We start from the raw sequence: 12,461 nt of genomic DNA on the forward strand, positions 1-12,461 counted from the left end.
CCAAAATTTCTTGGAGCCTTCTGACCCCAGCCTGTCGATTGAGACCATACATCCCGATGAAGAACTCCTTACCTCCCCAGCGGGCAACTATATCCTCGCTGCGAAACTTTTGCCGCAAGATTTGTCCTAACCGCTTAAGCATTCTATCTCCCATCACATGACCATATTGCTCATTCACCTGTTTTAAGTTGTTTAAATCCAATAAGGCATAGCAAAGAGGTTGATGGTAGCGTTGGGATAAACGCAGTAATCGATTAAATTCTATGGTAGATTGACGACGATTAGCCACACCAGTTAATTGGTCAGTTTCTCCTAAACTACGGAGCAGTTTGGTACGCTCTAGACGATGGAAAACACGGGTGACTAACTCGGATTTCGTTATCGGTTTAAAGATATAGTCATCAGCTCCAGCTTCATAAATGCGGTGAATTGTTTCAGAGTCTTGGTGTTCACAAAGCAATAGGATAGGTAATCCATGCCAGATCCGATCAATGCGCACAACTTGGCACAGTTCAATCCCATTGAATTGGGGCATGTCTAAATCCAAGATCAGTAGATCAGGTCCTGTCGCTTCGAGCTGTTCCCAAAATTGATCGGGTTCTTCTAAGGTAGTAATCTGCACTCCTAAAGGTTGTAGGAAGTGTCGTATACTTTCGAGCACTAGGGGATCATCGTCTACTGCCAGGACTTTGGCGGTGGAAGGTCTAGCTTGATTTAAGACATCTTCAACGGTTTCTAGTAACTGTATTGGGGTAACGGGTTTGGATAAAAACGCCCGTCCTCCCTGACGAGCAACCTCAACGCGATCGCTAAACCGATTTTGCTGTGTAGAAACGATTACTGGGATTTGAGGGTATTGGTTCTGGAAATATTTTAGGAGTGCCATTCCGACCTCTGGATCATTGGGAAACATCAACTCCAGTAGAACAACATCAGGTACTTCTTGATCCATGACAAATCTGGCTTCCCTGGGATCTAGGACAACTTTTACTTGCATATCCCAATTTACTGCTTCTCTTTCCAACTGTTGTGTCAGTTGCACCTCTCCATCGATAACTAAAATCAAGGGAAGCTTTTTTGGGAATTGCTCGGGTGCCAGGGGTTCTGATCTACCATCCTTGGTTAGTTCAGACTCTTTTAAGACAGTAATGGTTGGATTATCTTCCAACTCACTAATGACATCACCAGAGAATGCTGATGGAGGTTGCTGGAGTTCTTCAGACAGAAGTGCTACCAAAGATGCCAGATTTTGAATATTAGTTGGGGAGGTTAGCTGCTGTAATTGAGGACTAGGCAATTCTATTTGGTTGTCATAGTTCCTGCGTCTTGACCGATATCTAAGTTTACCGGAGTTCCTTGTCTTGGTTATACTGACGAACTGTAGCCAGTACTCAATAGTTTGGGCTAGCCGTGATCCTTCCACTAAGCCAAACTTATCTAAAGCTCTAACCAGCTTGTGGACTTGCTGCTGGGCTTGTTTTCGCAGCTCCTCAGTAAGATGTCCGGCTTCGAGAGCATTAACCGCCTGTTCTACAGTGGCAAACTGACGCCACATGGTTCCTTTAGAAAGCTCCCAAGGCTGATTGAACCTGGTTGGGGTTGGTTTGATTTTCTTTCTCTTGCTCCTCGGTAAGCTCTTGAGGCGATAGCCCATACCATAGACAGTTTCAATCATATCATCAGCTTCAACACTCTTGAGCTTGCGCCTTAACCCCTTAACATGTGCCCTAACTGTTTCTGGTGAAGGAGGGTCTTCAAATGACCACAGATGTCCGAGAATGAAACTCTGACTAAATACTCGGCGCGGATGGCTCAAGAATAGTTCTAGAAGACCGTATTCCTTTGGTGAGAGATGGAGCAGTTGACCTTTATAAGTTACTTCACAGGTACTCGGGTCTAGGCAGACATCACCCCATTCCAGTAGCCTTAATCCAGAAACACTGTGGTGACGCAGTAATGTCCTAATCCGAGTCAAAAGATCCTTGGCTGTAAAGGGTTTAACAATATAATCATCAGCTTCAGCATTAAGCTTGACTTGCTCAGCAGTAGCTGCTTGAGAAAGCAACAGCAAAATCCCTCTATCGTAGCTTGCCTTCCGTAGTCGCTTACACAAGCTGATACCATCACACAAGCTGATACCATCGATCTTGGGGAAATCCACTTCCAGCACAATCAGGTCATAGGTAAAGGCTTGAGCATACTCCCAACCCTCTTCCCCATCTCCAGCAATATTTACAATATAATTCTGCTCTCTCAACACTTTACTCAAGGTTAGAGCTAGAGCATTGTCATCCTCTACCAGCAAAAGTCTCATGAACAATCCTGCTGTAAGCCTAGTCCTTTACAAATTTTGGATAAACACAGAACACTCAAAAATATACCTCTTTTGACAGATGCTATATGTAATTTCTTGATATGCGTTCATCACTATTTGGGTTTTACCATTAGTAACGGCTAGTTGCACTGGATCATCTCAAAATTATGTAAAGAGTGTGTAAAGATTGTGTCAAATTGAGAAGTGATTCTTCCCTCTCTTGGTGGGCTTTCACGCTTAGCTTTCAAAAAGCGCGAGGTCGCACCCCATCTTTGATCGCAACGCGCGGATCAGCTGCTTTACCACTCCTTTAATGAAAGGGTGGCGATCAAGCCTCTGTTCTTCGAGAACACTAGTCCAGAAGTAGTAGGGGGAATTATTAACAGAAGCTACAGGTAGAATTGCTGCCTAAGTTCTGCTAGGGTTGGCATTATCTACCCTACTACTAACCTAAGTTGCTAGTTATCAAAAAACACCTCAAAATGGCTTAAAGACACCAAAACCTAGTATCGCTAGGGCGTGTCATCAAATAGGTATCAATTTAGTTTAGAATCGGTAGCTGTAGAGAGTTTAGTCAATCAGGAGCTGTGCTATCATGATACGCCGCTATGCTTTGCGTCTCGGACCAGTGGGAACGGATAAAAGACCTACTACCAGGGCGAAAAGAGACGGTAGGAGTAACAGCTAAAGATAATCGATTGTTTGTTGAAGCTGTGTTGTACCGCTATCGAGCTGGGATTCCCTGGCGGGACTTACCGGAAAGATTTGGTGATTTTCGAGTTGTTCATACCCGTTTTAGTCGATGGGCAAAGCGCGGGGTGTGGCAACAGGTGTTTGAGGCCTTAGCCGACGATGCGGACAACGAATACGCCATGATTGACTCGACTATTGTGCGTGCTCACCAGCACAGTGCTGGGGCTAAAGGGGGGATGGGTCAACCGAAGCCATCGGTCGTAGTAAAGGTGGATTGAGTACCAAGATTCATGCCCTAGTCGATGCCTTGGGCAATCCCCTCAGTTTTCACTTGACCCCGGGACAAGCATGTGACCTCGATGGAGCTGATGTCCTGCTTAAAGATTTGGCTGCTGATACACTGCTGGCTGACAAGGGATATGATGCTGATCAGCGCGTGATTGAGCGACTCCAACAACAGGGAAAAACAGCCGTTATTCCGCCCAAGCGCAACCGTACTATTGCTCGTGAGTATGACAGACATTTGTACAAAGCACGACATCTGCGCCACGAATTTCTTTGCCCGACTCAAGCAATATCGAGGGATTGACCTTTGGTCACGCTTCGCGAACGCGACGCGCTACGATAAGCGAGCCAAGAACTTTCTAGGAGCAATTTATCTGGCTGCTGCCGTAATCTGGCTTAATTGATGACACGCCCTAGATCCTAAATTTAGATTTTACGGCGATCAGCCCACACTCTAACCATTAGGGTGAGTGTGGGAGATGTCACATTTAATGATATATTGTACTAGCACTATTAATGCTTGAATCACAGAATCTCGTTGATTGGCATTGAGGCTGACCATCGGGGGTCGATTGCTTTCATCCACAAAGCCCAATGCGATCGCTATATCCTCTTCTGACCAAGCTCCATCACAATCGACATGGGTTAGACCAATCACTAGGGGAATTTTTACACGCTGTTGCATAAAACTGAGCAGGCGACGGGAAGAGCTAAACTGACTGGGACGATGGGCATCAACAAGGAGTATGTAAGCATGGGCTTTCCGAATCAGGATGTCCCACATGAAATCAAAGCGAGACTGTCCTGGAGTACCATATAAATGTAGCGCCATATCTCGAGCAAATTGCAAACGCCCAAAGTCCATCGCTACTGTAGTTTTTTGCTTAATTTTAGTTGTCACGTCCGTTGCTAGGCAATCTGTATCCACTACATCGATTTCGCTAACCGAGCGAATGAAAGAGGATTTTCCAGCACCCACGGCACCGGTCACAACTAGACGCATAATTTCCACGCTTATTTGCTGTTAGCCGTTCTGAAGCAGAATCGGAAACACGACAACATTATTGTCAACCACTGGATTAGGATTACCATGCTCTGATTGCATAAAAACTACCATTAACTCCAAAAACTACCTAGCTGTTATTACCTCCTTAAGAAACCAAGTAAGTGTTGCACAAAGCGATTGCTCAGCTCTTGAGGATTGTCCTCCTCAGTTCGATTTGCCCCAACGGCGACTGGCTCTAATCCCTGTGATTGCCAATAGTTCTGTTGATATGAAGTAAGCATAGGCACTTCTGCGACTAAACCCACGCTAATCAGCCGGAAGGATATCTGTTGAACCGTTTCCAGAGACTTCCCCAACCGAGTTGCAATATCAGTGAGGGGAATCGACCCATTGGCTAATTTCCAAACTCCAGCTTCCATTGGGTCTAGCCCTAACTGGCGATGACCCACCATCGCCCTAGATAGTGCGGAGGTTGTCTCAGGTAGCTTGTCTGCTAATCCAGTCCAATCTGGTAGAGCTCGCAGACCAATTAGAGTTGCTTTGGTAGCTGAGATGCTTAAACCCGTCATTTCTATCGTGGGCAAGGTTGCCTTAGAGTCAAACCTAAATTTAGCATCTTTGAGCCTGAATAAGCCACAAACTGAGCGTATAACCTGGGCATGAAATAGTAGTCTCAACTGCTCTGGATGCATAAATCCCTTAGTCTTCAAGTACAGACCAATAGGTTTATTCGCCGGACATCGATTTACCTGTTCATTAATTACCTCAGGGCTCAGCCAACCCCGCTGACACATCATTTTCAGCAGGCATTGGTGATCCAGACGATGGCTAACTGCCAAGATCCGACCTTGGCGCAGTAGAATATGTCGAGCTTTTATTTCTTGACTATGCCTACTTAGCTTGAATCGGAGGGTTAGTAATCCAGTTTTGTTTCCCTGATCGAGGAACTGAAACAATTCTGGGAGGGAAAATTCCGCTAAAGAACTCGTGATAGCCATTACTTGTCAATAATAAATCAATTAACCTATTACTAGGCTTAAATTTATTGATAGTCACATCACCTAATTAATAATCTCTTTTTTTTATCCATTTTTTGGGATTTTATAGTAAAGTTATTAAATTTTAATTATTTTACAATACATTTATAACCATTGGGTTAGTAATTCCCTAAGTGTAAAGTAAAAAATTTATATCTTATGACTGATGCGTCAAATGAAGATATAAGCATCAGAGAGGAGAGGTTCAGCAGGGTTTCTGACATTGGCAATCTGACATTGGCAATAGGCTTAACTCAAACCTGGCGCTTAGATAGCTTTGCAAGTATAGCAACTTCCAGTTAAGACCATAGGTATCTTGAGTTACCTAAAATCAAAAGGATTTCTTAAATTATTCAAATAACAGTGAGCATTTTTACGAAAAATCATAGCAAATAATACATTATATTGAACTATCTGTCAAGATGAAATTCACCCACCCTACTCGAATATCAAGTCTGGTTGAATACCCATAATTAAGGGGCGGGGGCGCCGGGAGGATGGGGAGTGTAGGGAGATGGGGAGATGGCCAGATGGGGAGATGGGGGAGGTTTTTATTAAGGGTAATTATCCCGACATGATATAAGCAGTGGCAACCTTTCATATCTTTGCTGTGGCACTTTAACTAGAGTTTTGTTTCATAAATTCCTGGTATGGAATGGTGAGGCTCTAAGGCTGCCTTCAACTCTGGAATCACCCGCTTGATTTCCAGCATCAGCACCCCCTGTTTAGCTGCCTTGGTGGCTAAGACTAATAGAACAGCATACTCGCCACAGTTGGTTAGTATGCCATAACCTTTATTACCTTCTACGAAGATGCGGTCTAGAATGCCTCTGGACAATTCCGAGCCAATCCGTTCACCTAGGGATAACATAGCAGCTGACATGGCTGATACTCGTTCTTCATCCATCTCGCTCGGTAAACTGGATGCTATAGGCAGTCCATCAGGAGAAACTAAAGCAGCTCCTTGAACCTCACTGGTGCTGGTGACAAAATTTTGGATAATGGTCTCCAGCTTGGCGGTATTAATGGTCATGGTTATCCATTCCTCATCAAAACGTTACTGCTCAATCGAGTTTGTGGAAAATAGAGTGATAGGGAAAGTCTAGCCAATTATCAAGGTCTAGTTGCCATACTCGGTCGTTGCAGTAAATTCGTCGGAGATCTGGCTTGGGTTAGGATATCAGGAACTATAGCCCAAAGGTACACAGAACCTATGAAACCTTTTCCCCCATATCAGGAAGCCTAGTGTCAGACTATGGCCTAGACTCGGGTCAAATGAGCTATAATTCAGACTTTGTGGTGGCTGAAATTGCCTGGGTCGGCTTACTGGCGGGGGATTTTAATCCTAGTAAAGTGCCTGTAAAACAGGAAATATCATCCGTGAGGGTGAGAATCTAAGACCATAACGCGCCAGGGTTTAGCCTGATAAGTAAATTAATTCAACCAGTATTATAGACAAAGACTATGCGAACTCATTATTGTGGTCAACTCCGAAGCCAGCACATTGGTGAAACTGTTACCCTCTGCGGCTGGGTGTCCAGACGTCGCGACCATGGAGGTGTGATCTTCTTGGACCTACGGGATATTCGTGGTGTTGTCCAAATTGTTAGTGACCCTGAGCGTACCCCCGATTCCTATCAAGATGCCGATCACCTGCGCAATGAATATGTAGTGAAGGTTACCGGACGAGTTACTAAGCGTCCTGACGAGTCCCTTAATCCCAAATTGCCTACTGGCGAGGTAGAAATTTACGCTCTCTACATTGAACTGCTCAATAAAGTGCGTAAGCAGTTGCCATTTCAGGTGTCCAGTGCTGATACTGAGTCAGTGCGAGAAGACTTACGGCTGAAGTATCGCTATTTGGACTTAAGACGCGATCGCATGAGCAAAAACCTGCAACTGCGCCATCAAGTGATTAGAGGAATTCGCCGTTACCTGGAAGATGAACAAGGCTTCATCGAAGTGGAAACCCCAGTGCTAACTCGTTCCACTCCCGAAGGTGCTAGAGACTATCTTGTCCCCTCCCGTGTTAATCCGGGTCAGTGGTACGCTCTGCCCCAATCCCCCCAATTGTTTAAGCAGCTGTTGATGGTATCGGGTATGGATCGATACTACCAGATTGCCCGATGTTTCAGGGATGAAGACCTCAGAGCTGACCGACAGCCAGAGTTTACCCAGTTGGACATGGAAATGTCGTTTATGTCCCAAGAGGAAATTCTCCAGCTTAATGAGACATTAGTATTTCACATTTTTAAAACAGTCAAAGGTATTGATATCCCCAGACCATTCCCCCGCCTCACTTACGCTGAAGCCATGGAACGCTACGGAAGTGATAAACCCGATACTCGCTTTGGCTTAGAACTAGTCAATGTCTCTGATTTGATGAAAGATTCTGGCTTCAAAGTCTTTTCGGGTGCAGTAAAGACTGGGGGTGTAGTCAAAGTTCTACCTATTCCTGGTGGTAATGAAGCTATATCGAATGTCCGGATTAAACCAGGGGGTGACTTATTCAAAGAAGCAAGCGAAGCTGGTGCTAAGGGGATAGCTTACATCCGGGTGCGAGAAGGAGGTGAAATTGATACCATCGGGGCGATTAAGGATAACCTAAGTGATAGCCAAAAACAGCAGTTATTAGAGGCAACTGGTGCTACTGCTGGTCATTTGCTGCTGTTTGGTGCTGGTTCAGCTGACATTGTCAATAAAACCCTCGACCGGTTACGACTTGTAATTGGTCAAGAATTGGGATTAATTGATTCAACAAAAATTAACTTACTCTGGGTAACAGATTTCCCGATGTTTGAGTGGAATGCGGATGAAAAGCGTTTAGAAGCACTGCACCACCCATTTACAGCTCCTCATCCTGATGACTTAGATGATTTGAAAACGGCTCGGGCTCAAGCCTATGACTTAGTATGGAACGGGGTAGAAATCGGTGGTGGTAGTCTCCGGATATACCAGCCAGAGATTCAGCAACAGGTTTTTGAAGCTATTGGCTTGTCCGAAGAGGAAGCTCACAGTAAGTTTGGGTTTCTGCTGGAAGCCTTTGACTATGGTGCCCCTCCTCACGGTGGGATTGCTTATGGTTTGGATCGGCTAGTAATGCTATTAGCTGGGGAAGAATCTATTCGCGATGTGATTGCTTTCCCGAAAACCCAACAAGCACGTTCTTTGCTAACCGATGCTCCAGGTGTTGTGGATGATAAACAGTTAAAAGAGTTGTACGTAGCTTCTACCTATCACGATGAAGTATGAAGTATGAAAGTATGACTTATGAAGTTTTCATCCTTGATCTTGGTTAGAAGAGCGATCGCTTGGAGGTTCATTTAACCATGCCAGTGCCGCACCGCCAACTTCTGATAGAATACTGATCAAACGATACAAGGCAACGGAACTCAGCACCAGTGCCGGAGCAAAGTCATGCTCTAGTAAACCCACTGCAGTGGCTTCAAATACCCCAACTCCCCCTGGTGCCCCTGGGACAATTAAGCCCAACAGCCAAGCTACACTAAACCCACTAAGCAACAGGGGGAGTTGGCTGGGGCTGATTGGACTTAAGGCTAACAGGGTAAGCAAAAAGCCTAAACCTCGCAATCCCAAAAAGCCCAATTCCCCCAACAATGGTAGGATTGGGTAGCGCTTGACCCGGATAATCTGATCTTCATCTGATTCAATGCTTTTCTTCTTGCCTGTTAATTGAGCTAAATACTGTAGGCATGGGTTTAAACACCAAGGATGAATCAGTATCAGTACAGCAAACAGAATTGGGAGTTGAATGATCCGGCTGGCCAAAGGAGAGCTGATCAAAGCCAGCAATAAAGCACCTACTGCCATCATGGGAGGTTCCATTAACACACTCAGAGTAGCTACTCCCAATGGAACTCCTGCTGTTTTAGCTGCCCAGATCCGACCATAGAAGTGCCAAACGTTACCTGGTAGATATTTGGCAATGTTAACCTTCAGATAGATCCGGATACACCATCCAAGCCCTGGTTGTTGGTCGAATTCCCGGAGCATCCAATGCCAAACCCAGCCAGTCCAGGTGTGGGCTAGCAATGTCACGCCAACAGCGATCCCTAAACAAGTCCATCCAGAAGTGCTGATCCGAATCGCTAGCACTTCTTGCCAGTTGTCTTTCAAGGCTTTTGCTAAGAAGAATAATGTCCCACCTAAGATTGCCCAGCGTAGGTAAGGTTTTAGGGGTGATAGGACTCGCTTAATCGCTACATTCATTGACTATCTATTCTAACATTTTTACAAAGTAATACGACACTTAGAAGATATCACAAATGACAGACAAAGAATGAGAGTGATAAAATGCTAAAAACTCAATTCGGTTACTAATAGTTAAAAATATATATTTTAAATATAGCATTGTTTATAAAAATTTAGAATTGATCAGCAGTGTCATCGAGTAAGCGTGTTTACACCAAGTTTGGTTGTTACTAGGTCACTATTGCAACGGTTTTTTGCCCAAGAGGATTGAGCGTTGACAGTTGACGGTTAAAAGTCAAATTCAAGGATAGTCTTACCAGTAAATTACATCTTTAAGCGGCAACTTAGTATTAGACTCGCTTACACTCGAAAGCAAGGGGCTTTGTAGCAGTAGCATCACTATGCCAGAAAACATGTCGGACAAGCCATCGTTCCAAAACAAGTCAAATGAGAAAGCTTTGGAACCAGAATAAAACTTGGTCATGGGGTTGTGGGGAAAATTCACCTCACAGTTTCACGACGGAAAATCAACCTCACAGTTTCAAGACAAGTATTACCAAAGCTTAGTCTACGGTTTTCGTGACTTGAAGACAGTAGTGTTGAACACAAGGCTATCAAGGTTGGATTTCGAGCAGGTATTTGTCCCCCTAAGATTCGCTACAAAAATTCCAGGTAATAGACCATTACCTAAGACAAACTCCCATCAATCTCAGATCAGTCCGGAAATTTGGGATTTTATCGCCAAAATACCTAAAAGACGAGCCTATCGACATTTGGCAATCATTGCCCCCCCAGGATCAGGAAAAACCACTACCTTGCAGCATTTGACCCTGACCTATGCCAACAATGCTCACCGCCAGTATAAAGCGCCAAAACTAATTCCTATACTGGTATATTTGCGGAATAGTTGCGATCGCATTACTAGTGAGCAAAAACCTAACTTGGCACAGCTAGTTACGAAACAAGTTGAGGAAGGGTCATTACCAGGATTGGGTCAATCCGCAGGCTTGGAACAACCTCCTGCTAATTGGTTTCGGGATCAGTTAGAAAATGGCAAATGCTTAGTGATGTTGGATGGGTTGGATGAAGTAGCTGATCCGGATCAGCGTCAGCAGGTGAGTCAATGGGTTAACCAGCAGATGCAAACCTATCCCCAAACTGCTTTTATCTTGACATATCGTCCCCAGGGCTATCGTACTACACCAGGGTCACAGGTCGAAACGGTGTTAGAAGTACAACCATTTAATTTCAACCAAATTCAGCAATTTCTTCAGGGCTGGTATCAACAAACTCAGATTAGTGGGATTTAAACAATAAAAAGAGTAAAATAAGGCTATAATACTTATCATACAGTAATTTTACGTCGAAATAACCGACCTGAGAGAAACCACTCCCTCCGCCATGCCCCCGTGCTTTGAGAAATGGTGTAAACGTTTCGACGATTGCTTCATGCGCCAAAGCCCAAAAAACCGGATTTAGACATTATTTAGGGGGATTATTAGGGGAAAGCGAGAGGAAAAACCTGACACAGATGGCAAATAATGCAGTAGGTGTAGTTTACAGCCGATTACACCATTTCTTGACTGATGCCCCTTGGGATGCCGTTAAGATCAATGAACGCCGTTTACAAGTGATGAACAAATGTTCAAGGGACCCGAATCAAGGGAGGGTTTGCCTTGATTTTGGATGACTCTGGACATAGAAAAAGTGGTAACTTGACGCTTCGGAGTGGGAAGGCAGTATCTAGGAGAAATCGGTAAGACAGACAATGGAATAGTCATCTCCCACAACCCATATTTATGATGGCAAAAAAAGCTTACCATTAGACCTAGAATTATATCAGCACGCCACTTCACTAGCTTTGGGAAAGAAAGATGAGGAATTTCAGAAGAAGCCTGACTTGGGAATAGAGTTAATTGACCGGAGTAAGGCTCGGGGGTATCGTCCAGGAATCGTCTTAATTGATGCCGGTTATGGCAACAATACAACCTTTATCAAAAAATTGGAAGAAAGGAAGCTAAAGTATTTAGGAGGGGTCGCTAAAAATGCGCCAAAGGCGCACGCTACGCGAACGGAAAGTTATTATTAAAACTGAATCAGACATTGAAGTAAAAATTACGGATGAATTAGCGAAAAGCCTCTCCTAAGATGATTTTGAGGAAGTTCATCTCAACGAACGAGCAACCGAAAAGTGTTTGGGTGGCAACATTAAATGCCAAGCTGTCTCGTCTAGAAGGAGAAAGAACATTTGCTATCGTAGGAGATGCAAGTTCAATTGAAGAGGCGACAGACATTGATGATTTTATCACTAATGTTGATTCATATAAAGTAACAGCACAGTGGGTTATAACGACTTACTCTCAAAGAAATTGGGTAGAAGTATTCTATCGGGAAGCTAAGGGATGGCTCGGCTTGAGAGAATACCAAGTCAGAGATAAAAGAAGTCTGATTCGCCATTTTATCCTAGTCTTCTGTGCCTACACTTTTATTCTTTGGCACAAGTTAACTGGAGGACTACAAAGACGCTGGGCTAATCAACCTTGGCCAAAGGCCACGCTACGCGAATGAATACTTTTCCTGAGGCTCTAGAAGCTTTTCGTACTGCCATGTCTTTCCGTTTCTTTAATTGGTTGACCCAAAACCGAGACGTATTTGCCTTTTATAAAGCGAGTAAGGGCTTTATTTGGGGTTGATTTTTGTTTAAGTCCCACTAGCGCCAATTGTCGATTTCTCAATGAGTACCATTGGTCAACCCGTGAAATGATTCGACAGGTGCGACAAGGGGTTATATCAAATCCGGTTAAATAGTTATCGTTAAGCCTTGGCTGCCTGCCACCAATGAAAATGGGTCAGACCACGAATGAAGTCGCACTGCTTGAGTAAAACACAACAGCGAGCGCAAATTATCTGCTCC

Annotated in this window: 7 protein-coding genes and 2 pseudogenes; 4 read left to right on the forward strand and 5 right to left on the reverse strand. The window is 44.3% G+C overall.

The window, feature by feature from the left end; translation table 11 throughout:
- On the reverse strand, positions 1 to 2,314 hold a 2,314-nt coding region (locus F6K57_RS30015), incomplete at its 3' end, for a response regulator (RefSeq protein WP_293071868.1).
- A gap of 595 nt (positions 2,315 to 2,909) precedes the next feature.
- Between F6K57_RS30015 and F6K57_RS30020 the strand changes: the two are divergent.
- Positions 2,910 to 3,696 (forward strand): annotated as a pseudogene (locus tag F6K57_RS30020) (IS5 family transposase).
- A 50-nt stretch (positions 3,697 to 3,746) separates the two neighbouring features.
- Here F6K57_RS30020 and F6K57_RS30025 read toward each other — a convergent pair.
- The 3 genes from F6K57_RS30025 to F6K57_RS30035 all read right to left on the reverse strand — a co-directional run bounded on the left by F6K57_RS30025 (position 3,747) and on the right by F6K57_RS30035 (position 6,368).
- Positions 3,747 to 4,295, reverse strand: coding sequence for an ATP/GTP-binding protein (locus tag F6K57_RS30025; protein ID WP_293029065.1), 549 nt, complete (start codon positions 4,293 to 4,295; stop codon positions 3,747 to 3,749).
- A gap of 140 nt (positions 4,296 to 4,435) precedes the next feature.
- The gene (locus F6K57_RS30030; RefSeq protein ID WP_293029069.1) at positions 4,436 to 5,296 is read right to left on the reverse strand and encodes a DUF4388 domain-containing protein; all 861 of its coding nucleotides are present in this window, start codon (positions 5,294 to 5,296) and stop codon (positions 4,436 to 4,438) included.
- A gap of 661 nt (positions 5,297 to 5,957) precedes the next feature.
- Positions 5,958 to 6,368 (reverse strand): roadblock/LC7 domain-containing protein, encoded by a 411-nt coding sequence (locus tag F6K57_RS30035; protein WP_071102467.1) that lies wholly within the window; start codon positions 6,366 to 6,368, stop codon positions 5,958 to 5,960.
- A gap of 431 nt (positions 6,369 to 6,799) precedes the next feature.
- Between F6K57_RS30035 and aspS the strand changes: the two genes are divergently transcribed.
- Complete coding sequence (gene aspS, locus F6K57_RS30040; RefSeq protein ID WP_293071869.1) at positions 6,800 to 8,587, forward strand: aspartate--tRNA ligase; 1,788 nt, start codon at positions 6,800 to 6,802, stop codon at positions 8,585 to 8,587.
- Between the two features lie 27 nt (positions 8,588 to 8,614).
- On the opposite strand, the gene F6K57_RS30045 is transcribed toward aspS, so the two are convergent.
- The gene (locus tag F6K57_RS30045) at positions 8,615 to 9,565 is read right to left on the reverse strand and encodes a YbhN family protein (protein WP_293029077.1); all 951 of its coding nucleotides are present in this window, start codon (positions 9,563 to 9,565) and stop codon (positions 8,615 to 8,617) included.
- A gap of 464 nt (positions 9,566 to 10,029) precedes the next feature.
- Here F6K57_RS30045 and F6K57_RS30050 point away from each other — a divergent pair, with 464 nt between their 5' ends.
- The gene (locus F6K57_RS30050; RefSeq protein ID WP_293029080.1) at positions 10,030 to 10,857 is read left to right on the forward strand and encodes an NACHT domain-containing protein; all 828 of its coding nucleotides are present in this window, start codon (positions 10,030 to 10,032) and stop codon (positions 10,855 to 10,857) included.
- A gap of 67 nt (positions 10,858 to 10,924) precedes the next feature.
- A pseudogene (locus F6K57_RS30055) lies at positions 10,925 to 12,240 on the forward strand (IS701 family transposase).
- The last annotated feature ends 221 nt before the right edge of the window (positions 12,241 to 12,461 follow it).

It is taken from the genome of Moorena sp. SIO4A5 (assembly GCF_010672005.1).
Taxonomy (GTDB): Bacteria; Cyanobacteriota; Cyanobacteriia; order Cyanobacteriales; family Coleofasciculaceae; genus Moorena.